The sequence below is a fragment of the Glaciimonas sp. GG7 genome, assembly GCF_052976905.1.
This window is the reverse complement of record NZ_JBRIIQ010000022.1, coordinates 1-22,032: the sequence shown is the minus strand read 5'-3', so window position 1 is coordinate 22,032 and position 22,032 is coordinate 1. Positions and strand designations below refer to the sequence as shown.

The window sequence follows — 22,032 nt, the reverse complement described above, 5'->3', positions numbered from 1 at the left end:
AGTATAAGTAATCTCCAGAATCACACCACGAAGATGACAAGATGCTCAAGAGTCCCAAGGTGCACCGGATTGCGCTGCTGTTTAACGGCAACAAGATCTATGACCGTGAAATCATTACCGGCATTGCGGGCTATCTGAGTAGCACCCGCGTGTCGTGGAATCTGTTTCTGGAAGAGGATTTTTTGTGCCGCTTGCCGGGGATTGAGCGCTGGCAGGGTGACGGGATTATCGCCAATTTTGACGACCCCGCGATCTGCGAGGCTTTATCGCGCAGCCGCGTGCCGGTGGTGGCGGTCGGTGGTTCTTATGAGGACGAGAACTGCTATCCGCCAGAGATTCCGTATGTCGCGTCCGACAATTTCAAGATTATGAAGCTGGCTTACGATCACCTGATCGAAGCCGGGCTGGTGCGTTTCGCTTGTTTCAGTTTGCCGGAAGCACCGGCGAACCGCTGGGCGCAAGAGCGTGAAAAAGCGTTTTGCCAATTCATGCAGCGCGACAAACTGGTGCCAGAAATTTATCGCGGTCAGAGCAACGATGCCGCGTCCTGGGATGAGGCCGTTGAGCAGCAGATTAAATGGTTGCACAGCCTGCCCAAGCCGGTCGGGATTATTGCCGTCAACGATGCACGCGCCCGACAATTACTGCAGGCCTGCACCATCGCCGGTATTGCGGTGCCGGAGCAGGTTGCGCTGATCGGGATCGACAATGATCCGCTGGGCCGGATGTTGACGCGGATCTCCTTAAGTTCGGTGATTCAGGGGTCGGCTGAGATGGGGCGTACCGCTGCGCATTTGCTGCATCAAATGCTTAATGGTGTGCGTGGTGTAGGCCTCTCAGCCACCCGCGTTCTGGTGCCGCCGACCGGGATCAATGTGCTGGCATCGAGTCAGCATGAGGGGCTGCACAATCCGCATGTGATGCAGGCCCGGCATTTCATCCGACAGTACGCCTGTCAGGGGATCAAGACCGAACAGGTGGCTGACTATGTCGGCATCTCGCGCTCATCGCTGGAATCGCATTTTCGACAAGAGTTCGGGCGCAGCGTGCATGATGAAATCCTGCGCTGCAAACTGGATGCCGCCAAGACGATACTGGTGCACGAGCCGGGCAATATCGCTGAGATCGCGGTCCGTTGCGGGTTTACCTCGGTTCAGTATCTGCATGCGGTGTTCAAGCGCGAGCTGGACTGTACGCCGCGTGAGTATAAAGAGCGCACCTTGCAAGCCGACTCTTTTATGCGATCCCCAGCAACTTGATCAAAATAAAGCTGATTCCCGCCAGTACCAGCAAGGACAGCACCACTACCAGCGCCACCTTTTTGCCCGCCAACAGTACCGAGCGAGCATCCACGCCCAGTCCTAGCGCGGCCATCGACATGATGGTCAACGCATTGGCAACGTGATGCACCGGGGCAATCAGCCCTTGCGGGATGACCCCGCACGAACGCAATGTCATCATCAGTAAAAAACCAACGATAAACCAGGGCGCCATATGCGCGAGCGAAAACCGGCGCTCGCCGCTGCGTGGCCCGATCAGGGACAATCCCAGCACCACCGGGCCTAACATCACAACCCGCACTAGCTTGACCAAGGTGCCGATCTGCACGCTACTGAGCGCCACCGAAGCCGTCGCGGCGATGACCTGTGGCACGGCATACACCGTCAATCCGGCAAAGACGCCGTACTGCATGGCTGAGAACGAGAGCAGTGGCACCATCAATGGCAACAAGAGGACGACGATGACGCCCAGTACTGCCGTGAAGGCGATAGATGCGGCGACATCATCCCCATCGGCGGCAATCACCGGGGCGACGGCGGCAATGGCTGAGTTGCCGCATATCGAATTACCGCAGGCAATCAGAATCGCCATTTTTTGCGGCAGTCCGGCGGCGCGGCCTATGCAATAGCTCAACAGGATCGCCAGTATCACCACGGCTGCGATGCCGCCAATGAGGGCCGGGCCTTGTTCGAGGATGGTGCTTGCGCTGACCGAGACGCCTAACAATACGACGGCGATTTCAAGCAATATTTTTGCGCCGAAATGAATCCCGGCTTCAAAGCGCACGTCGCGCTGACGAAAGGTCCGGATTCCGGTCCCAAGCAATATCGCCAGCACCAGACTTTCCAGCCATGCGCGGCCGAACAGCACGGTTTCGATGCTTTCTAAGCCGTACGCCACGGCCGTCACTAATGCGCATAACGCCAGCCCTGGAATGATTTTGCGTACCTGATGCATTTTTTGCCCCTGATGCCATGGATTCAATAGAGCGATTATCGGGGCGACAAATAATCAAGTCCATCTTACAATTATGGATATATCGTTAAACAAAATCGAACAATAGAATTGATCATAGAATCGCGCAACAGAATCGAAAAATACAATGACCCTCGAACAATTACGCATTTTTATCGCCGTCGCCGAACGGCAACACCTGACGCAGGCAGCGGCGGTATTGGCGCTGACGCCGTCGGCGGTGAGCGCGTCGATTAAAGTGCTGGAAGAAAGATACGGCGTCCCCCTGTTCAACCGGGTCGGACGCGGGATCGAAACCAGCGAGGCGGGCCAGATTTTTTTGGTGGAGGCGCGCCGGACGCTGGCCAGTGCGCGTGCCGCAGAATTGGCCTTGGCTGAGCTGGGCGGATTGAAGCGCGGCACGCTGACGATACAGGCGAGCCAGACGATTGCCAGTTATTGGCTGCCGCCCTTGCTCGTCAAGTTTCATCAATCCCACCCCCTGATCGCGCTGAGTTTGACGGTCGATAACAGCCACAATGTCGGGCAGGCTGTGGTGCAGGGGATTGCCGATCTGGGCTTCGTTGAGGGTGCCATTGAGGAACCGGCTATCGTGGCAACAACGGTGGCGCAGGATAGTATGGTGGCCGTTGTCGCCCCGACGCATCCATGGGCAAAGGGGAATCGTTTACAAGCCACAGACCTGCTGGGTGCGCAGTGGATTTTGCGCGAATCAGGTTCCGGTACGCGCTCGGCCTTCGAGTCCGTATTGCAGGCCAACGCGATTGATCTCCAGGCAGTCCATATCGCGCTGACCCTGCCGTCCAATGAAGCGATCCGCTCGGCGGTGATGGCGGGGCCATTTGCGACGGTCATGTCGGAGCTGGTCGTCGCGTCGTACTTGCAAGCGGGGCTGCTGGTCAAAGCGAATATCGCCTTGCCAACCCGCGCCTTTTATCTGTTGCGGCACAAAGAGCGTTACAAGACTAAGGCCTCAGTAGCGCTCGAACAAATGCTGGTTACGCCTATGGTCGGGGGCGCATCCAGTATATGATTGGCAATATAAAAATTACCGCAAATGAATGAGTTCCCTAATGAGTGAAACGTTGAATACAGTATTAAGTGCGACATCCGGCGGCGTGTTCTTTGCGCCCGCAGGGAGTCTTATTCCGACGCTATTTGCTGCGATTTTTGGATTGCTGATTGGTAGCTTTCTCAACGTCGTCATCCATCGCCTGCCAAAGATGATGCAGCGCGAATCGGATAATTATGTGGCCCAGGAAAATGGTCAGGACTTGCCGCATACCGACCGCTATAACCTGACTCTGCCACGCTCGGCTTGTCCGCAATGCCATCATCAGATCGGCGCGTTGGAGAATATTCCCGTTATTAGCTATCTCGTGCTGCGCGGAAAATGCGCTGCTTGCAAAACGCCGATTTCTGCCCGTTACCCTATCGTTGAGCTAGTAACAGCAGCACTCTCGGGCATGCTGATCTGGCAGTTTGGCAGTGGCGTAATGGGCATGGCGACATTGGTGTTCGTCTACTTATTGCTCGCTATGACGTTTATTGATGCTGATACGCAACTGCTGCCGGACGATTTGACCTTGGGCTTATTGTGGTGCGGACTGCTGATCAACGTGAGCGGTACTTTTGTGCCATTGAGCGAGGCGGTGATCGGTGCTGCGGCCGGGTATTTCGTACTCTGGGCGATATTTTGGTTGTTCAAGCTGGCAACCGGCAAAGAAGGCATGGGTTATGGCGACTTTAAGTTACTCGCAGCGCTGGGCGCATGGCTGGGTTGGAAAATGCTGCCGCTCATCATTCTGTTTTCATCGCTGGTGGGTGCGCTGGTGGGAATAGCCTTGATTGTTTTCAGTCGTCGCGGACGCGACAAGCCGATGCCGTTTGGTCCCTATCTGGCCGCTGCCGGATTACTGGCATTGCTGTACGGCCATTCCATTTTGGCAATGTATCTCGGCTTTGCCGTATAACGCCAACATGCCCCCATCACCAGAACCGATCATGCCCAAGCGCTTTACCATCGGCCTGACCGGCGGTATCGGCAGCGGCAAAACCACTGTTGCCAACCTGTTTGCCGAGCGCGGCGTCGCCATCATCGATACCGATCTGATCGCCCATCAGTTAACCGCGCCAGATGGCAACGCTATCGCAGCAATCCGTCGCACATTTGGCGATGACTTTATCGCCGCCAACGGGGCTATGGACCGCAAAAAAATGCGGGAATATGTGTTTGCCGACCCCACCGCCAGGCAACGCCTTGAGGCCATCTTGCATCCTCTGATCCGGGCTGACACCATGCGGGCGATAGAGCAAGCAGAAGGTGTGTATCTGATGTTGGCGATCCCGTTGTTGGTGGAGTCCGGCAGTTGGCAGCAGCGCGTAACCCGCGTACTGGTGATTGATTGCGAAGAGCAAACGCAGATCCGGCGCGTGATGCAACGCAACGTCATGACCGAATCCCAAGTCTGCGCCATCATGGCAACGCAAGCTACGCGTAAGCAGCGTTTGCTGGCAGCCGATGATGTGATTGAGAACGATACCGACATTGCGGCTTTGGTGCCGCAGGTGGAACGGATACACGCCCTATACCTATCATTAATAGCGCCTTTTTAAAGAAAAATGGTTGAGCGTTTGTAATTTATCCTTGCATCGTTCAGAATCAGGTCTTATCCGGCCAACCACACTAAGGGATGTTATTTTGATCGTCTACGAATATCCTTTCAATGAGCGCATTCGTACGTTGCTACGGCTGGAAGATCTACACGAAAAATTTGTTTTCTTCGTCCGCCAGGAAAGTCCCCTCCAGCATCACATTGCGTTATCGACCATTTTTGAGATGTTGGAAGTGGCCGGACGTGCCGATTTAAAACTAGACCTCCTGCAAGAACTGGAGCGTCAACGCCAAACCCTTTTAGGTTTCAGATCAAATCCCAATGTCCAGTCACAGATGCTGGACGCCATCTTGCTCGAGCTCGACCAAACCAGCACCGCATTGATGGGCATGCAAGGCAAGACCGGCCAGCATATCCGTGAAAACGAATGGCTAATGAGTATCCGTGGCCGCACGATCATTCCCGGTGGCGCGTGCGAATTCGATCTTCCCTCTTACTATGCCTGGCAACAGCATTCGGCCGAAAAACGCTACGCCGACATTTTGGGCTGGTTCGCCCCGCTGGCACCCTTATTTGACGCCATCGGCATCGTTTTGCGACTACTGCGCGAAACCGGCAATCCGATCAAGATCAGCGCCGATAACGGAAGTTACCAGCAAATGCTGCAAGGAAAGTCGTATCAGATGTTGCGCATCGTGCTCGATGAGGAGCTTGGAGCGATCCCTGAAATCTCCGCCAACAAATACATGCTCTGGATACGTTATACGTCTCAGGGCGGCGACCTCAAACCCAAGGCTTTCGAAGGCGAAGTATCGTTCGAACTGACTCTTTGCAACTTTTAATCTCTGCAATTTTTGATTTAAGATTTTTGAATATTATGGCTATTGTTGATTGCCCTACCTGCGGCATAAAAGTTGAATGGACCGAGGCTAACAAATTCCGGCCTTTTTGCTCTGAACGTTGCAAGCAAATTGATCTGGGCGCATGGGCCGAAGAGAAATACACGATTCCGGCGGTCAATCCACCGGACGATATTGATGATGACAGCAAATTACAGCACTAAATAAGGCTGCCCCGTAATTGATCGAGCCATTCAATGAGCGGGATCGTCGCCTCCAATAACGGCTCTACCGCGACGCTACCCTGCCAGGCGAAGGCCTGTCCTTCCAGACTTTGCGGCTCGCCGCGCCATTCTCTGCTGATGTAAAAATGCAGGCGCACGTTGGCATGCGGATATTGATGCTGGACGCCGCACCATGGCTCGGCGGTGATGATCTCAACACCTAACTCTTCCATGAATTCCCGCTGTAAGGCGGCGAAAATGGCTTCGCCGCGCTCAACTTTGCCGCCGGGGAACTCCCAATAACCGGCGTAAGGCTTGCCTTCTGGCCGTTGACCCAGCAAGACGTCGCCATTGGGGCGCAACAAAATGCCGACCGCAACATCGATCGGCAATGGCGATACATTCATCGTAACTGTCATGCTTGAATGGGTGACGTCATCCGCCCGGCATGATCCCTGGCAAACTGCCACGCTACCCGGCCTGAGCGCGAACCGCGCTGCAACGCCCAGCGCAGCGCGTCGCCATGGGCGTCGGCAATCTGCTCAGCGTTGCAACCGAAATGACCAAGCCAGTGCGCAACAATCTCCAGATAATCATCCTGCTTGAAGGGATAAAACGAGACCCATAAGCCGAAGCGCTCGGAGAGTGAAATACGCTCTTCGACCGTTTCGCCCGGATGCAAATCGCCATCTTCCGTGGTTTTGTAGGATGCGTTATCGGACATTTTTTCCGGCAACAAATGACGCCGATTCGACGTCGCATAGATCAGCACATTATCGGATTGGGCGGCGATACTGCCGTCGAGCGCCACCTTGAGCGCCTTGTATCCGCTCTCGCCTTCTTCAAACGACAAATCGTCACAAAAAATGATAAAGCGCTCAGCACGGCCAGCGACCAGATCAACGATATCGGGTAAATCGGCCAGATGATCTTTATCCACCTCAATCAATCGCAGGCCCTCACTGGCGTATTGGTTCAGGCAAGCCTTGATGAGCGACGATTTACCGGTGCCACGCGCGCCGGTTAGCAACACATTGTTGGCAGGCTTACCATCAACGAACTGGCGCGTATTTTGGTCAATCTGCATCTTTTGTCGGGCAATATTATGCAGATCGGACAAACCGATATTCGCCATATGACGCACGGCTTGCAGATATCCGCCACCTTGATTGCTATTGCGTTGACGCCAGCGAAAAGCGGTTGCCGCCTGCCAGTCAGGGGCGGGATGTGCGTCAGGCAAAATTGCCTCTAAGCGTGCCAGCACGGCTTCTGCACGTATCAAAAATTGGTCTAGTTGGGTCATGTTAGTCAATTCATCCCGTTGTTCATCAAGAGCGGTAATCGGCATTGATCGTCACGTACTCATGCGAAAGATCGCAGGTCCAGATCGTGGCCGCAGCGTCACCGCGCGCCAGATTCACGCGTACCGTGATCTCGCTTTGTTGCATGACGCGTTGACCGTCAGCTTCCTTGTAATCGGCATTGCGCCCACCATTTTTGGCAACCCAGACATCATCCAGATACAGATTGAGTTTGCTGACATCGAGATCGTCCACGCCAGCGTAGCCTATCGCCGCCAAAATCCGTCCGAGATTAGGATCTGACGCAAAAAATGCTGTTTTCACCAGCGGCGAATGGCCGATGGAATAGGCTATTTTGCGGCACTCTTCCACATTCAGACCATCCTCTACCGTGATGGTCATGAATTTAGTGGCGCCCTCGCCGTCGCGCACAATCGATTGCGCCAGGAATTGGGAGAGCTCTGTTACCGCCGCTGCCAGCGCGACATATTCGGGAGAGTCAACGCTATCGACTTCTAACGAACCGACGCCAGTGGCGATCAGCATAAACGCGTCATTGGTCGAGGTATCGCCATCGATGGTGATGCAATTAAAAGACTGATCGGCAGCCTGCTTGACCAGGCACTCCAGCACCGGCTGCGCGACTGTGGCATCCATCGCCAGAAAACCGAGCATGGTCGCCATATTCGGCTTGATCATCCCGGCCCCCTTACTGATGCCGGTCATCGTTACCGGCTTGCCAGCGATGATGACGGTGCGCGATGCGGCTTTCGGCTGCGTATCGGTGGTCATGATGGTTTCTGCTGCATTGAACCAATTGTCGGCCTGCAAGTTCTGTAGTGCACCCGGCAGACCGGCTTGAATGCGCTCAACTGGCAATGGCTCCAGAATCACGCCGGTTGAAAACGGCAGAATCTGCGCAGCAGTACAACCGATCAACTCGGCTAACGAGGCGCAAGTCGCATTAGCGGCAGCCAGGCCTGCGTCGCCAGTCCCGGCGTTCGCATTACCGGTATTGATGACCAACGCACAAATCGGCTCGCCAGTAGTCAACGCCGCCGCCAGATGCGCCTTGCTGACCTGAACCGGGGCCGCGCAGAAACGATTCAACGTAAATACGCCAGCGACAGTAGCCGTTGGAGCGAGCTTCATGATCAACAAATCCTTGCGATTCGCTTTGCGCACACCGGCCTCGGTGAATCCGAGTTCGATACCGGCAACGGGTTTCAGATCAGAAGCAACGGGGGTGGGGGAATTGACGGCCATGAGAGTCCTAATGAGGGAAAGAGAAAAATAAAACGGCATCTGCAACGATGCAATGGCGATCGATGAAGGTCGCTATTTTAAATCGGATAAACCGGCCTCGGTAACTTGCGTGAATTCAGTGATCCTGGAAATCGCAGTTGGACCGGCAGAGTGTGCATTTTTACGACTTTCTATGACTTGGGAAGTAGAGCAAAGGCAATGCCTGACCTGCCGCGAGGCATTTCAAGCTTGAAGTCTGTATATAACTGATCAGCTAACCGGCGCAGCAACAGGGTGATATTACGAAAAAAAACGGAGCCAGTTTCCAGGCTCCGTTTTTATTTATGACTATTTCGATATTAAGACAACTGACCGTGACATTGCTTGTACTTTTTCCCGCTTCCGCAAGGGCAAGGATCGTTCCGACCAACTTTGGCCACAGTATCGAGCAACGATGGCGGTCGGACAAACTCTGGATGCGCAGTCGGTGCCAGTAAATCTTCAGGAGCGGCATTCGGATTAAATTCGGCATGCTGATAATGCACGTTTTCCAGATGTGATTGCGACAACTCGTCCTCAGCCGCAGCAATCTCTTCGCGGTTTTCGATGCGGACCGTCATCACTACGCGCACCACTTCATTTTTGATAAAGTCGAGCATTTGGCCGAATAATTCAAACGCTTCGCGCTTGTATTCCTGTTTTGGATTTTTTTGTGCGTAACCGCGCAAATGGATACCTTGACGCAAATGATCGAGTGCGGCCAGATGCTCGCGCCAATGGCTATCAACGCTTTGCAACATGACACTGCGTTCAAAACCGGCAAACGACTCTTTACCGACGACGTCCAACTTGGCAGCGTATTGCGTATCTGCAGTCGTCAACACGCGGGTGAGCAATTCCTCGTCGGTCAGATTGGGCTCTGCCTCCAACACAGTCGCCAGGGGCACTTCGAGACGCAAGTCATTGTTGAGGGCCGCTTCCAGCGATGGAATATCCCATTGCTCTTCGAGAGACTCAGCCGGCACGTAGGTGCGGAAAGTGTCTTGCAATACGCCGTGACGCAATGAAGTGATCATCTCTGAAACATCGGTTGATTCCAGCAACTCGTTACGTTGTTGATAAATCACTTTGCGCTGATCGTTGGCGACGTCATCGTACTCGAGCAACTGCTTGCGAATATCAAAGTTACGGGCCTCTACCTTGCGTTGCGCCGACTCAATCGAACGAGAGACGATGCCCGCCTCAATCGGCTCGCCTTCAGGCATCTTGAGGCGATCCATAATCGCACGCACGCGGTCACCAGCAAAAATCCGCAGCAGCGCATCGTCCAATGACAGATAGAAACGCGATGATCCCGGATCGCCCTGACGCGCAGCCCGTCCGCGTAACTGATTATCGACCCGGCGCGATTCGTGCCGCTCTGTACCAATGATGTGCAAACCGCCTGCATTGGTTACGTGATCGTGCAGCGATTGCCACTCATTGACCAACTTGTCCGATTGCACTTTCTTATCAGCATCGCTGAGTTGATCGTTCGCTTCAATAAACTGGATTTGTTTTTCTACGTTGCCGCCCAGCACGATATCGGTTCCGCGACCCGCCATGTTGGTGGCGATGGTGATTGCCTTCGGGCTACCCGCTTGCGCAATGATTTCTGCTTCACGCGCATGTTGTTTGGCGTTCAACACGTTATGCGGCAATTTGGCTTTCGCCAAAATCCCCGATAGCAATTCTGAATTTTCGATAGAAGTTGTACCCACCAGCACTGGCTGTCCGCGCTCGTAGCAATCCTGAATATCGATCAGCATGGCGTTGTACTTTTCCATCGAGGTCTTGTAGACCTGATCTTGCTTGTCTTTACGCTGATTCGGGCGATTTTGCGGGATCACAACGGTTTCCAGACCGTAAATTTCCTGGAATTCGTAAGCCTCAGTGTCAGCAGTACCGGTCATACCGGCCAATTTGCCGTACATCCGGAAATAGTTCTGGAAAGTAATCGATGCCAGCGTTTGATTCTCGTTCTGAACCTTCACACCCTCTTTGGCTTCAACCGCCTGATGCAAACCGTCCGACCAGCGCCGTCCGTTCATCATCCGTCCGGTAAACTCATCAACGATGACGACTTCGTTGTTTTGGACGACATAATGCTGGTCTTTGTGATACAGCGAATGCGCACGTAAGGCTGCGTACAAATGGTGAATGAGGCTGATATTGGCAGCGTCATACAAGGATGCGCCTTCGGCCAGCAATCCCATGCTGGTGAGGATTTGCTCCGCTTTTTCGTGCCCGGCTTCGGTCAGCAGAACCTGATGGGCTTTCTCATCCTTGGTGTAGTCGCCAGGAACCTCAACTTTGCCTTTACCATCCGGCGTTTCTTCACCGATTTGCATGGTCAGCAACGGCGGCACGGAGTTGATTTTCAAATAGAGATCGGTATGATTTTCGGCCTGACCGGAAATAATCAGCGGCGTACGCGCTTCATCGATCAAAATCGAGTCCACTTCATCGACGATAGCGAAGTTCAGAGCGCGCTGGACCCGGTCCCGCGCTTCGAAGACCATGTTATCGCGCAAATAATCAAAGCCGAATTCGTTATTGGTCCCGTAAGTAATATCGGCGGCATACGCAATTTGCTTGTCGTCGTGCTCGACTGCCGACAAATTCACGCCGGTAGTCAGACCAAGCCAGCCATACAACCGCCCCATCCATTCGGCATCGCGCTGCGCCAGATAGTCATTGACGGTCACGACATGCACACCCTTGCCAGCCAGGGCATTCAGATACGCTGGTAACGTCGCCATCAACGTCTTACCTTCGCCTGTGCCCATTTCGGCAATCTTGCCGTAATGCAGCACCATGCCGCCGATGAGCTGCACATCGAAGTGCCGCATCTTCAGAACCCGCCTGGCAGCCTCACGACACACCGCAAATACTTCCGGCAGCATCGCGTCGAGCTTTTCGCCATTGGCGATGCGGCTTTTGAATTCCGGAGTTTTAGCTTGTAACTGATCGTCGGTCAATTTTTCCATTGCCGGCTCAAGGCCGTTGATTTGGCTTACAGTTTTTTGGTATTGCTTGAGCAGTCGCTGGTTGCGGCTACCGAAAATCTGAGTCAGTAATGACATGCTTGGGATTCTAAAAAAGGTATCGGAGGTATTTCGCGGTTCCACACGAACAATATTTTCATATTAAGCATCAACATAAAAACAAAACGTGGGCCTTAGAAAATAAGGAAAGCGAAACAAACAAAAAAGTTCATCCATCTGGAAAGGCAAGCCTACAGCCAGACTAAGACTAATTAATCGGCAGATTTTATCATGCGAGACTCGACAGATTGGGCTTATGCATCAGGAAACAATGCTCGCTTATTCAATTTGTTGAGGCGAATCGGTTTATGGTAGGAGCAAATTCATAAAAAATATTCATTTGACACTTAATTTTGTCACTTTCCTGCGCCAACAGGTTTCTTAGCCCGTCACCGACAGGTGTGATAAGGTTTCGTCATCATGCGTAAACTCTCCTTCTCCTCTTCTTTTGTGCAAGCCACGGCAGGCACAAAGTCCTCCCGAGCAATATCACGCGATGCCTCCGATTTTTTGCGCGGCAACGACAAAATGGCCGCTTTGTTGCCTACCCTCACCCGGATGGCTGCACTCCAAAAACAATGCGCTGCCGGACTGCCAGATATGTTTGAGGCCTGCGAAGTATTGCATTTTGAGGCGGGACAACTAGTATTGTCTGCCCCTAATGCAGCTTTGGCGACCAAACTGAAACAGCAATTACCGAAGCTTCAGAATTATTTGATGGCAGAAAACTGGCAGATCAATGGCATTCGGATCAAGGTTCAGGTCAGCCAAAAACTCCAAAAGTTGACGCCAGTAAAACAATTCAGCCTTACGCCGCATGCGGTTTCTGCCTTTGCGGATCTGGCCAGATCATTGGAGGCATCGCCACGCAACGAGGCACTGAAAGCTGCCCTTGCGACGATGATGAGGCGGTATAAGGAAGAGTCGGAACGAAATTGAGATAAGAAAAATCAGAATACCGGATTTTGACATCAGCTCAACTGTCACAAAAATCAGGACTTTTGCAAAACCACCCCAGCAAGTCGTTCCTACACAGACAGTCCATCGCTGAAACGACCAATCGCTTCACACATCTCTTTTCTGAACACCCATGCCCGCGCTATGTTGAGGGGCTAATACTATACATCGCGGACTCGTTATCTGCGGCTTGCTATAAGTAATCAAATACCTTCTTCCAAACACCAGCCACAGCCCAACGACTAAAGGACGTATGAACCGCTTTCCACAAACCAAAGCGCTCCGGCAAATCGCGCCACGATATCTCTGAAAGATAGCGATACAGCCCCGCCTCAGCAAATAAAAGATTGTCTTTCGCTGTCGCACCGACATCTCCTGTCGTCTGGACCAAGAGCCCTTTTATTTCCTCCCACTGTTCATCGCTTAAGCCGCCAGAAGGAAGCGCCGAATATCTCGTTAGGTAGCGATCACTTTCTTCTATTGCGTAGTTGCGCATTTGCTACAATATATTTATACAACATTAACGATTGCACCTCCTACATGGCCTCTCTCCAAGAAACCCAACTTCGCGCGTTGCTCGCTGCTCGAAAGCTGGAACCATTCATTGGTCACATCAGATTCCCACAATACAAGAATCTTGCTGCCAATACTGTAGTGGAGTTCACTTATCCGATCACTGCGTTGGTCGGGGCGAATGGAACAAATAAAACCTCGATTTTGCGAGCCTTATATGGAGCACCAGGTTTCAACAACTTAGGAAATTTCTGGTTCTCGACGTCGATTGATCCTATAGAGGAAACAGGAGAGCGCGCCAATTGTTTTATATATGGCTACTGGAACGCAACTGAGAAGAAAATAGTAGAAGTCATCAAAGCTAGAATTAAAAAAGACAAGGACCCAGATTATTGGGAACCATCACGACCTCTTATTAGCTATGGAATGGAGCCGCTCAAAAAAATCGCCGTGGGCCAGTCCGTCCCTGAAGGGCGATCTAAAACACGATGGAACGCAATAAAGAAAAATGTCGTATATCTTGATTTTCGAGCTGCATTGAGCGCTTATGATAAATTTTTTTATCATGGTGAGCTTAGCTCAAAGCCAAATACAGAAAAAAACAAAAAAGATTTCGTGCGGGTGCGAGCACCTCATCTGAAACGTGTTTTGGATGATTGCCTAACGGCTTTTATGTATCGAAAAAGCGATCGAATAATCGAAGAGGACAATCGTTCATTGTCCGCAGAGGAAATTAAAGAAATTTCACGTATCCTCGACAGAAAATATGACGAAATAAAACTCGTGAGGCATACATTTTTCAATTGCGATGCCTATACTTGCCAGATGCGTGTTTCTGGTTTGCGATACACGGAAGCGTTCGCTGGCAGCGGCGAATTCGCCGTGGTACGGATAGTAACTAGCGTGTTGCAAGCTCAAGATCAATCGTTGATCCTTTTAGATGAACCGGAAGTGTCTTTGCATCCTGGTGCGCAAGATCGCTTGATCGATTTTTTATCGTCTTGTGTGAAAAAGCACCATCATCAGGTTGTGATTTCCACCCACTCACCAGCAGTAGTTAGGAAATTACCTGCCGACGCCATCAAAGTTCTTTCGATGAACAGCACCTCAGGAAAGGTAGTGCTTTCAAGCCAATCGGCACTTCCAGAGGAGGCTTTTTTTCACTTGGGAGAGCCCGTTTCCGACAAAATCACCGTTCTTGTTGAGGATATATTGGCTGCGGAGATTGTTCGCAGGTCGCTAATACCGGCTGGAGAAGCTGCGGCTAACATTTTCGATATCCGATACTATCCCGGCGGCTCACAAACCCTGTGGTCACATTACTTGCCGATATACGCAGGTGAAAATCGAAAAAGACTATTTGTATTGTTCGATGGCGATAAACGTCCAACACAAGAAATGCCCGACCCAGCCACGATTTCTTCGGCAGAAGTGACTATGTTGAAGACTGAAATAAAACGAGTTTCTGATGCTGATATCGAATTTCATAGCGATGGCGGTAGCGGTGGTGGCAACGTTGAACAGCAAAACGATATGCGCCGAAATTTTATGTCTTGGGTTCGGAGCCATGTCAGCTACCTTCCCGGATGTCAAATCCCTGAAGAATTCGTTTGGGCCAACATGGAAGCAGATGCAACTACGAACGCTATCGTTGCAGGCGATGCGAAAGCAAAATTCGAGGCATTAGCTCGACAAGAGTTGGGGCTCGCGAGTTACCAAAGAATTGATTCGAATGGGATATTAGGAACGCAACGTAGACGATTAGCTACCATTGATGCAAACCATCAAGATTTGGCGCTGCTAAAGAAGCAATTGTTGGACTTTGCCACTACGGCAGGCATATCTTTGACATAAAATACACAGATGATAAAAGTTTTCGATTTTTTCTCCGGGTGTGGCGGCACGAGTTGTGGTTTTCAACAGGCCGGGCTCGATATCATCCTTGGCTTGGATGCCGATCACGACGCAGCTCAGACATATCGGAACAACTTTCCGAGTGCGGCGTTTATCGAGGACGACATTCGGATGCTGGATACCAGCGCACTCGATCCATGGATGGCCAATCGCAATAGCCCTGTGCTTTTCTGCGGATGCGCGCCATGTCAGCCATTTTCAAAGCAAAATCGTCAACGTGCCAAGATTGATCCGCGCAAAAGCTTACTGTCGGAATTTGGCCGTTTTGTCGAGCATTGGCTTCCAGAATATGTTTTTATTGAGAACGTTCCTGGGATGCAAAAATTGAAGGGGAACAAAGGTCCTTTACCAGCATTCAAGTCGCTGCTGAAAAAACTTGGCTATAAATTCGACGTAAGAGTGTTACCTGCCCTGTGGTTCGGGGTACCGCAGACTAGAGAACGATTAGTTTTGCTAGCTTGCCGAGGCGCTGATATTAGCCTACCAGAGCCAACACATGGTCCGGACAAGGAGGAGCCCTATGCTACGGTCCGAGACTGGATAGGTGGTCTCGCGCCACTAGTTGCTGGTCAAACTGACGCCAAGGATCCTAGCCATCGTGCGGCGGCGCTGTCGAAGATGAATCTTGCTCGGATTGCGTCCACTCCAGAGGGCGGAGGACGTGAAAGTTGGCCTAAAGACCTGTTACTCGACTGCCACAAGAACCATGTTGGCCATACTGACGTATATGGGCGTCTGGCGTGGAACAAACAGGCTGCGGGACTCACAACACGCTGCATTAGCTATTCCAATGGAAGATTTGGACATCCCGATCAAGACCGGGCAATAAGCGTTCGTGAAGCAGCATGCTTGCAAACATTCCCGAAGAACTTTGTTTTTTACGGCAGTCTGAATTCCAGAGCGAAACAGATAGGGAACGCCGTTCCTCCACTAATGGCTCAAAGCGTTGGACAGGCAATCTGGAATCATTCATCCGGGTTGTTGTAGGTGATACTGCAAAATTAAAGCTTTTCGCATGTGAACTCGACGTTTACAGCTTTTTAAAACACCGCTTAAGCTTGACACAACCATGAAACGTGGTAGCACTGAGTCCCTGTTGTGTACCATGTTTCTTCGACAGACCACTTAATTACCATGCCTTCACATGTCGATCACAGGTTTCTCGACGTCCTATTGACGACTTCTTTGTATGCCATCTCCCTCTGATGTAAAAATTAGAAGTATGTACTGAGAAGTACATAAACAGGTGGAGACGTCTGATGTTTACCGTGAAGGAAAGCACAACGCCGCTGGGGCGATTTTGCGGAAGTCCGGATTAGTTGAGGGCCCATTCCTGGCCTACTTGCCGCTGATAAGTATCAGGTGCCAACGCCAAATCATCAAAGCTGACAATTTCATAGGCATCCGGCTGCGCCAACAGCGCTCGCAACAACTGATTGTTCATCGCATGCCCGGATTTATGCGCGGTGTAGCTTGCCAGCAACGGATGTCCGATCAGATATAAGTCGCCGATGGCGTCCAATATCTTGTGACGCACAAATTCATTCTCATAACGGAGGCCATCGCTATTCAAAATCCGATACTCGTCCATCACGATCGCATTTTCCAGCGAACCGCCACGCGCCAAACCCATCCCGCGCAAGGTTTCTACGTCTTGCATAAAGCCAAATGTCCGCGCACGGGCGATTTCTTTGACGTAGGACTCAATGCTGAAATCGACCTCGGCAGTCTGACCCGTGCCGTCAATGGCAGGATGATTGAATTCAATAAAAAACTTTAATTTAAAGCCGTCGCACGGCTCAAGCCGCGCCCATTTTTCTTTGTCGCCCAGCCCTTCGCGCACTTCCACGGTCTTTTTGACGCGAATGAATTTTTTCGCCGCGCCCTGCTCTTCCAGACCTGCTTGCTGTATCAAAAAGACAAACGATGAGGCTGAGCCGTCCATGATCGGAATCTCTTCCGCTGTCACGTCCACATATAAATTATCAATCCCAAGTCCGGCGCAAGCCGACAGCAAATGTTCCACCGTTGACACCCGCTCACCATCTTTGGCCAGAACCGAGGCCATGCGCGTGTCGCCGACGCCGGTTGCCGTAGCAGGAAAATCGATGACCGGATCAAGGTCGATACGTCGGAAAACAATCCCGGTATCGACCGCAGCAGGGCGCAAGGTCAGCTCAACCTTGGTGCCGGAGTGCATGCCGATCCCAATGGTTTTGACGATTTTTTTGATGGTGCGTTGTTTTAACATGTTGTCATTATAAGTGAGGCCGAAAAAGCGACTGTAACGATGTGTTGCGACTGTGGGGTAAAGAAGACGGATCAGAGGGTATTAACGCGTAAATTATTACACCCTTGCTGCTGCAATGAGAAAACGGCGCATACAGCGCCGTTTTCTCATTGCACATTAACAACGCAACCAAAAGGTTACGGTGCAATATTACATTTGCGCCAACAGTACTTCTGCTTTCGACACTTCAAATGTGCCACCTTGTTCGACGTTCAATTGTGTAATCACGCCATTATCGATCAATGCTGAAAAACGTTGCGAGCGCGTACCCATGCCGAACTTGGCAAAGTCTGCGTCCAAACCCAATGATTTCACAAAGGCAGCGTTACCGTCCGCCAACAACCGCACGATACCGGTCGCTTTTTGGTCGCGGCCCCAAGCGCCCATGACAAATGCATCATTGACTGAGACGGCCCAAATTTCATCTACGCCTTTAGCTTTGAATTGATCCGCGAGCGCGATATAGCCCGGCAAATGCTTGGCTGAGCAAGTTGGCGTAAATGCGCCTGGTACGGCGAACAAGGCAATTTTCTTGCCTTTGACTAAGTCGCTGACATTAAACGTATTCGGCCCAAGCGAACAACCTTCTGTTTCGTTTTCGATGAACTCTGCTAATTGGCCTTCTGGTACGGTGTCGCCGATCTTGATTGTCATGATGCGTCCTTTTTATCTGATGGATTTTGTGGAGTTAACGTGACCTCACTGAATGTTGACCTCTCAGGAAATCACTGTTGACGTAATTTTATATAAAAAAACGCCGCGCCAAATTGACGCGGCGTAGAAGCCGAAGTATGCCCTGTTACAACGATTTCTGCTGAGCCTGAACCTTCGCGATCGATTGCCTTAGTTGGCTTGCTTAGTCCGCCTGCTTAGTCAGCTTGCTTACGCAGAAAAGCCGGAATGTCATAAGTTTCCATCCCATTCTTCTCCAGCGCCCGCACAGTATCAGAAGCCGATTCACGACGCCATACCGCCGGAGCCTTCATTCCGCCAAATCCGGCAGAGCTAGCATGCCCGACTGAATTCATAGAATTGATGCTGGTGTGACCGTGCTGCATCACCGGTTCGTTATGGGTTCCGGTACGCTGCATTTGCGGCTGCACCAGTTGTACCGATTTGCGCGCACGGCCAAGGCCGGTTGCGACAACGGTCACGCGGATATCATCGCCCATCGTTTCGTCGTACGCGATACCCTGCGCAATCGATGCGTCCGGTGCGGCAAACGCGCGCACGGTGGACATGACTTCTTTGATTTCCTTACCCTTCAAACTCCGGCTTGCTGTGACATTGACCAGAACGCCGCGTGCGCCGGACAGATCGATGCCATCGAGCAATGGTGATGCAACAGCTTGCTCGGCTGCCAGGCGCGCGCGGTCTACACCGTGCGCAGTGGCAGTTCCCATCATCGCCTTACCCTGCTCACCCATGATGGTCTTCACATCATTGAAATCGACATTGATATGGCCTGGCACGTTAATGATTTCTGCAATGCCGGCAACCGCATTATTGAGGACGTCATCGGCGTGCTCGAGCCACTCCACCATGCTGTCGTCTTCATAAATCTCTTCAAGTTTTTCGTTAAGAATAATGATCAGCGAATCCACATTTTGCGACAGCAATTCCAGTCCTTCTTCGGCGAGGTCCATGCATTTCTGACCTTCGTACGAAAATGGCTTGGACACCACCGCCACTGTCAGCGCGCCCAGCTCTCGGGCAATCTGCGCGATCACTGGCGCTGCGCCAGTGCCAGTACCACCGCCCATACCGGCGGCGATGAAGACCATGTGCGCACCGCGTAGTGCATCTTCAATACGCGTGCGGGACTCTTCTGCCAGTTGACGACCGATTGCCGGTTTCATCCCCGCGCCCAAACCAGTTTCGCCGATCTGGATCACGTTATGCGCCTTGGAGTTCTTGAGCGCCTGGGCATCCGTATTGGCAACGATAAACTCGACGCCTGAGACACCTTTATTGATCATATGCTGAACCGCATTGCCGCCAGCGCCACCCACGCCAACGACTTTAATCACGGTACCCAGCGTTGCATTGTCAAGCATATCGATTTCCATGATGTTTCCTCAAAAAGTTGCAGTTTCCAGTCAAAAGGCATCGCGCGGTGCGAGGCCTGGCAACTGACAACTGCGCGTTACATAAATAACAAAAAATAACCCTGACTACATTTACCGAATTTAAATACTGTGCTAATCCATCTGCTACTTACCCTGTTACTAACACCCACTTAAAAATTCCCTAAAAACCATTCCTTCATCCGCTGCCAAACCGCCTTCGCCGAACCTTCCTGACGGGTCACGATATACCCGCGCAGATACTGCTTTTTCGCCTCTAGCAACAATCCCAGCACGGTTGAGTAGCGCGGACTACGCACCACGTCAGCCAATTGACCGCTGTAGTGCGGCGTCCCCAGGCGTGCCGGTTTCAAGAAAATATCTTCGGCCAACTCAATCATGCCCGGCATCAACGCCGAGCCACCGGTCAGTACAATCCCGCTCGAGAGCACCTCTTCATACCCAGACTCACGCACGACTTGATGCACCAATGCAAACAACTCTTCGACCCGCGGTTCGATCACGGCTGCCAGCGCCTGGCGCGACAAAGAGCGCGAAGCACGGTCACCCAAACCGGGTACTTCCAGGGTCTCGCCCGGATCGGCCAGAATCTGTTTAGCGACGCCATAGCGCAACTTGATTTCTTCCGCTTCGGCGGTCGGTGTGCGCAACGCCATCGCAATGTCATTGGTAATCTGATCGCCAGCAATCGGGATCACTGCCGTGTGACGAATCGCCCCTTCGGTGAACACCGCCACATCGGTTGTCCCGCCACCAATATCGACCAGGACCACGCCCAATTCTTTTTCATCCGGCGTCAACACCGCATCAGCGGAGGCCATCGGCTGCAAAATCAAATCCGACACTTCGAGTCCGCATCGACGCACGCACTTGACGATATTCTGTACCGCCGACACCGCGCCGGTGACGATATGCACTTTGACTTCAAGGCGGATACCGCTCATGCCGATCGGTTCGCGTACATCTTCCTGGCTGTCGACAATAAATTCTTGCGGCACGGTATGCAGCAATTGCTGATCGGTCGGAATGTTGACAGCTTTCGCCGTTTCAATCACCCGCGAGACGTCCGCCGCCGTCACTTCTTTGTCCTTAATCGCCACCATGCCGCTGGAATTAAAGCTGCGAATATGGCTGCCAGCAATGCCCGTGTAGACATTGCGAATCTTGCAGTCGGCCATCAGCTCAGCCTCTTCCAGCGCACGCTGAATCGACTCCACCGTCGCTTCAATATTCACCACGACCCCCTTCTTTAGCCCCTTCGATTCATGCTGACCGAGACCGATCACTTCATGTCGTCCGTCAGGAAGAATTTCAGCCACTACCGCCACCACTTTGGAGGTACCGATGTCGAGGCCGACGATCAAATTTTTTGCGTCTTTAGTCATATTGTTCCGCTTATTTTTTTTTATTTCCCAATCCGACATTAAGGCCACTCGCCTTTAACGCCAGACCATTCGGATAACGCATATCCACACTTTCAATTCGATCCTGCAAACGCGCTTGCAACTGTGGATAAATCTCTGTCAGACGCTCAACCCGCTCATGCAGAATGGTCTTGCTTCGTTCTCTTCCTAATTCCACAGTCATACCGTTATCGAGCTTCACACTCCATGCATAGCGCGCTGATAATTCCACATCAACGGGCTTTAACTTCAACGGGGCAAACCATTGCTGAAAATCCGCAAAACGTGCCAGAACATCTTTTTCACTGCCAATGGGGCCGCCAAATTTCAGCAAATCGCCATCCTCTTCAGCCTCGTCCAGATTGGCGATAAACAAATCGCCTTTGGCCGACAACAAACGCCCATCGGCATCCCACGTGCCAAGCGGCTGATGTTCCTCAACCGTGACGACTAATTGATTCGGCCATTGACGCTGCACCGAGGCTTTACGTACCCACGGAACAGACTCAAACGCCACCCGCACTGAATCCAGATTCGTGGTGAAAAAATTACCCTTAATCCGCGGCAATGCACCGGCCCGGATAGTCAAAGGATTAACCCGACGCAGTTCACTTTGCTCTATACCTTCAACCCGAATCACCTTCAGCGTAAACATCGGGCGCTGCGCCAGCCACCACAGGCCGGATGCAAACAAGACGAGCGCAACCAGCCCAAACAAGGCATTTGATGTTGCGTTCAATATTTTGATGTCTTGCCACATAGTTGCTATCTTTATTACTAGTACTTGCACCATGCTTACTGCGCATGAATAAATTGTTCGGCGGCGTTATTTCGGACGACTCAGTTGGGTGTCCAATCTCCGGACGGCTTCAATTCCAGCGCTGCCAACGTCAATATCTCGACACACAACTTCTCATAACTTGATCCAGCCTGCTTTGCCGACATCGGCACGAGCGAATGACTCGTCATGCCGGGGGAGGTATTAATTTCCAGCAAAAATGGGGCGTTATCGCTGGCACGCAACATGAAATCAACTCGCGCCCAGCCTTTACAACCAATCGCATTGAATGCCTGCACCGCCAACGCCTGTATCCGCTTGGTCAATGCGTCATCGAGTGGTGCCGGACATAAATATTTAGTGTCGTCAGTAAAATATTTATGCTGATAATCGTAGTTGCCATCCGGTGCGCGGATCTCAATGATTGGTAGCGCGCGTGCATTCCGGCCTGCGCCCAGCACCGGCACAGTCAATATCGATTCGTGCTCGATGAACCGGGCGCTTAGAGAAGCTATCACCGACTG

20 protein-coding genes and 1 pseudogene are annotated in these 22,032 nt (G+C 52.0%); 9 read left to right on the top strand and 12 right to left on the bottom strand.

The features are described 5' to 3' along the window. The first annotated feature begins 41 nt into the window (after nucleotides 1-41). A complete protein-coding gene (locus ACVBEF_RS07735; protein ID WP_447123361.1) occupies nucleotides 42-1,259 on the top strand; it encodes a XylR family transcriptional regulator in 1,218 nt (405 codons plus the stop codon). Here the strand turns inward: ACVBEF_RS07735 and ACVBEF_RS07730 are convergent. After that, nucleotides 1,237-2,238: a YeiH family protein gene (locus ACVBEF_RS07730; RefSeq protein ID WP_447123360.1), complete on the bottom strand. Its 1,002-nt coding sequence runs from the start codon at nucleotides 2,236-2,238 to the stop codon at nucleotides 1,237-1,239. The two genes, ACVBEF_RS07735 and ACVBEF_RS07730, sit on opposite strands and share 23 nt — an antisense overlap. Before the next feature lie 145 nt (nucleotides 2,239-2,383). Here ACVBEF_RS07730 and ACVBEF_RS07725 point away from each other — a divergent pair, with 145 nt between their 5' ends. The 5 genes from ACVBEF_RS07725 to yacG all read left to right on the top strand — a co-directional run bounded on the left by ACVBEF_RS07725 (nucleotide 2,384) and on the right by yacG (nucleotide 5,934). Beyond that, a complete protein-coding gene (locus tag ACVBEF_RS07725; RefSeq protein WP_447123359.1) occupies nucleotides 2,384-3,289 on the top strand; it encodes a LysR family transcriptional regulator in 906 nt (301 codons plus the stop codon). 40 nt (nucleotides 3,290-3,329) lie between these two features. After that, complete coding sequence (locus ACVBEF_RS07720; RefSeq protein WP_447123358.1) at nucleotides 3,330-4,229, top strand: prepilin peptidase; 900 nt, start codon at nucleotides 3,330-3,332, stop codon at nucleotides 4,227-4,229. 31 nt (nucleotides 4,230-4,260) lie between these two features. Continuing rightward, the gene (coaE, locus tag ACVBEF_RS07715; RefSeq protein ID WP_447123357.1) at nucleotides 4,261-4,872 is read left to right on the top strand and encodes a dephospho-CoA kinase; all 612 of its coding nucleotides are present in this window, start codon (nucleotides 4,261-4,263) and stop codon (nucleotides 4,870-4,872) included. An 85-nt stretch (nucleotides 4,873-4,957) separates the two neighbouring features. Beyond that, nucleotides 4,958-5,713, top strand: a complete 756-nt coding sequence (gene zapD, locus ACVBEF_RS07710) for a cell division protein ZapD (RefSeq protein ID WP_447123356.1) — start codon at nucleotides 4,958-4,960, stop codon at nucleotides 5,711-5,713. Between the two features lie 32 nt (nucleotides 5,714-5,745). After that, nucleotides 5,746-5,934: a DNA gyrase inhibitor YacG gene (gene yacG, locus ACVBEF_RS07705; protein WP_447123381.1), complete on the top strand. Its 189-nt coding sequence runs from the start codon at nucleotides 5,746-5,748 to the stop codon at nucleotides 5,932-5,934. Here the strand turns inward: yacG and ACVBEF_RS07700 are convergent. From ACVBEF_RS07700 to secA, 4 genes are all read right to left on the bottom strand, one after another. Continuing rightward, nucleotides 5,931-6,353, bottom strand: a complete 423-nt coding sequence (locus tag ACVBEF_RS07700) for an NUDIX domain-containing protein (RefSeq protein ID WP_447123355.1) — start codon at nucleotides 6,351-6,353, stop codon at nucleotides 5,931-5,933. The genes yacG and ACVBEF_RS07700 overlap by 4 nt on opposite strands. Then, nucleotides 6,350-7,237, bottom strand: coding sequence for an ATP-binding protein (locus ACVBEF_RS07695; protein ID WP_447123380.1), 888 nt, complete (start codon nucleotides 7,235-7,237; stop codon nucleotides 6,350-6,352). The genes ACVBEF_RS07700 and ACVBEF_RS07695 overlap by 4 nt, the downstream gene beginning before the upstream one ends. Before the next feature lie 25 nt (nucleotides 7,238-7,262). Then, nucleotides 7,263-8,501, bottom strand: coding sequence for a bifunctional glutamate N-acetyltransferase/amino-acid acetyltransferase ArgJ (gene argJ, locus ACVBEF_RS07690; RefSeq protein WP_447123354.1), 1,239 nt, complete (start codon nucleotides 8,499-8,501; stop codon nucleotides 7,263-7,265). 338 nt (nucleotides 8,502-8,839) lie between these two features. After that, nucleotides 8,840-11,605 (bottom strand): preprotein translocase subunit SecA, encoded by a 2,766-nt coding sequence (gene secA / locus ACVBEF_RS07685; protein ID WP_447123353.1) that lies wholly within the window; start codon nucleotides 11,603-11,605, stop codon nucleotides 8,840-8,842. 381 nt (nucleotides 11,606-11,986) lie between these two features. Here secA and ACVBEF_RS07680 point away from each other — a divergent pair, with 381 nt between their 5' ends. Next, nucleotides 11,987-12,505 carry a hypothetical protein gene (locus ACVBEF_RS07680; RefSeq protein WP_447123352.1) on the top strand — a complete coding sequence of 173 codons (519 nt, stop codon included), beginning with the start codon at nucleotides 11,987-11,989 and terminating at the stop codon, nucleotides 12,503-12,505. A 211-nt stretch (nucleotides 12,506-12,716) separates the two neighbouring features. Here the strand turns inward: ACVBEF_RS07680 and ACVBEF_RS07675 are convergent, their stop codons facing one another. Then, on the bottom strand, nucleotides 12,717-13,019 hold the full coding sequence (locus tag ACVBEF_RS07675; protein ID WP_447123351.1) for a transposase: 303 nt from the start codon (nucleotides 13,017-13,019) through the stop codon (nucleotides 12,717-12,719). A 44-nt stretch (nucleotides 13,020-13,063) separates the two neighbouring features. On the opposite strand from ACVBEF_RS07675, the gene ACVBEF_RS07670 reads away from it, so the two are divergent. Together ACVBEF_RS07670 and ACVBEF_RS07665 are read left to right on the top strand one after the other, a co-directional pair. Continuing rightward, a complete protein-coding gene (locus tag ACVBEF_RS07670; protein ID WP_447123350.1) occupies nucleotides 13,064-14,890 on the top strand; it encodes an AAA family ATPase in 1,827 nt (608 codons plus the stop codon). Between the two features lie 9 nt (nucleotides 14,891-14,899). After that, on the top strand, nucleotides 14,900-15,937 hold the full coding sequence (locus ACVBEF_RS07665; protein WP_447123349.1) for a DNA cytosine methyltransferase: 1,038 nt from the start codon (nucleotides 14,900-14,902) through the stop codon (nucleotides 15,935-15,937). A gap of 328 nt (nucleotides 15,938-16,265) precedes the next feature. Here the strand turns inward: ACVBEF_RS07665 and lpxC are convergent, their stop codons facing one another. The 6 genes and pseudogenes from lpxC to ACVBEF_RS07635 form a co-directional block, all read right to left on the bottom strand. Beyond that, complete coding sequence (lpxC, locus tag ACVBEF_RS07660) at nucleotides 16,266-17,201, bottom strand: UDP-3-O-acyl-N-acetylglucosamine deacetylase (RefSeq protein ID WP_447123348.1); 936 nt, start codon at nucleotides 17,199-17,201, stop codon at nucleotides 16,266-16,268. A gap of 189 nt (nucleotides 17,202-17,390) precedes the next feature. Then, complete coding sequence (locus tag ACVBEF_RS07655; protein ID WP_447123347.1) at nucleotides 17,391-17,894, bottom strand: redoxin family protein; 504 nt, start codon at nucleotides 17,892-17,894, stop codon at nucleotides 17,391-17,393. A gap of 215 nt (nucleotides 17,895-18,109) precedes the next feature. Next, nucleotides 18,110-19,309 carry a cell division protein FtsZ gene (gene ftsZ / locus ACVBEF_RS07650; protein WP_447123346.1) on the bottom strand — a complete coding sequence of 400 codons (1,200 nt, stop codon included), beginning with the start codon at nucleotides 19,307-19,309 and terminating at the stop codon, nucleotides 18,110-18,112. 170 nt (nucleotides 19,310-19,479) lie between these two features. Then, the gene (gene ftsA, locus ACVBEF_RS07645) at nucleotides 19,480-20,712 is read right to left on the bottom strand and encodes a cell division protein FtsA (protein ID WP_447123345.1); all 1,233 of its coding nucleotides are present in this window, start codon (nucleotides 20,710-20,712) and stop codon (nucleotides 19,480-19,482) included. Nucleotides 20,713-20,722: 10 nt separating this feature from the next. Further along, the gene (locus tag ACVBEF_RS07640; RefSeq protein WP_447123344.1) at nucleotides 20,723-21,490 is read right to left on the bottom strand and encodes a cell division protein FtsQ/DivIB; all 768 of its coding nucleotides are present in this window, start codon (nucleotides 21,488-21,490) and stop codon (nucleotides 20,723-20,725) included. 80 nt (nucleotides 21,491-21,570) lie between these two features. Then, a pseudogene (locus ACVBEF_RS07635) lies at nucleotides 21,571-22,032 on the bottom strand (hypothetical protein); the annotation flags it as partial.

Bases quoted from the DNA above. Each gene is read 5' to 3' on its own strand.
- ACVBEF_RS07735 (WP_447123361.1), top strand. From the start codon at position 42: ATGCTCAAGAGTCCCAAGGTGCACCGGATTGCGCTGCTGTTTAACGGC.
- ACVBEF_RS07730 (WP_447123360.1), bottom strand. From the start codon at position 2,238: ATGCATCAGGTACGCAAAATCATTCCAGGGCTGGCGTTATGCGCATTA.
- ACVBEF_RS07725 (WP_447123359.1), top strand. From the start codon at position 2,384: ATGACCCTCGAACAATTACGCATTTTTATCGCCGTCGCCGAACGGCAA.
- ACVBEF_RS07720 (WP_447123358.1), top strand. From the start codon at position 3,330: ATGAGTGAAACGTTGAATACAGTATTAAGTGCGACATCCGGCGGCGTG.
- coaE (WP_447123357.1), top strand. From the start codon at position 4,261: ATGCCCAAGCGCTTTACCATCGGCCTGACCGGCGGTATCGGCAGCGGC.
- ACVBEF_RS07700 (WP_447123355.1), bottom strand. From the start codon at position 6,353: ATGACAGTTACGATGAATGTATCGCCATTGCCGATCGATGTTGCGGTC.
- ACVBEF_RS07695 (WP_447123380.1), bottom strand. From the start codon at position 7,237: ATGACCCAACTAGACCAATTTTTGATACGTGCAGAAGCCGTGCTGGCA.
- argJ (WP_447123354.1), bottom strand. From the start codon at position 8,501: ATGGCCGTCAATTCCCCCACCCCCGTTGCTTCTGATCTGAAACCCGTT.
- secA (WP_447123353.1), bottom strand. From the start codon at position 11,605: ATGTCATTACTGACTCAGATTTTCGGTAGCCGCAACCAGCGACTGCTC.
- ACVBEF_RS07680 (WP_447123352.1), top strand. From the start codon at position 11,987: ATGCGTAAACTCTCCTTCTCCTCTTCTTTTGTGCAAGCCACGGCAGGC.
- ACVBEF_RS07675 (WP_447123351.1), bottom strand. From the start codon at position 13,019: ATGCGCAACTACGCAATAGAAGAAAGTGATCGCTACCTAACGAGATAT.
- ACVBEF_RS07670 (WP_447123350.1), top strand. From the start codon at position 13,064: ATGGCCTCTCTCCAAGAAACCCAACTTCGCGCGTTGCTCGCTGCTCGA.
- ACVBEF_RS07665 (WP_447123349.1), top strand. From the start codon at position 14,900: ATGATAAAAGTTTTCGATTTTTTCTCCGGGTGTGGCGGCACGAGTTGT.
- lpxC (WP_447123348.1), bottom strand. From the start codon at position 17,201: ATGTTAAAACAACGCACCATCAAAAAAATCGTCAAAACCATTGGGATC.
- ACVBEF_RS07655 (WP_447123347.1), bottom strand. From the start codon at position 17,894: ATGACAATCAAGATCGGCGACACCGTACCAGAAGGCCAATTAGCAGAG.
- ftsZ (WP_447123346.1), bottom strand. From the start codon at position 19,309: ATGGAAATCGATATGCTTGACAATGCAACGCTGGGTACCGTGATTAAA.
- ftsA (WP_447123345.1), bottom strand. From the start codon at position 20,712: ATGACTAAAGACGCAAAAAATTTGATCGTCGGCCTCGACATCGGTACC.
- ACVBEF_RS07640 (WP_447123344.1), bottom strand. From the start codon at position 21,490: ATGTGGCAAGACATCAAAATATTGAACGCAACATCAAATGCCTTGTTT.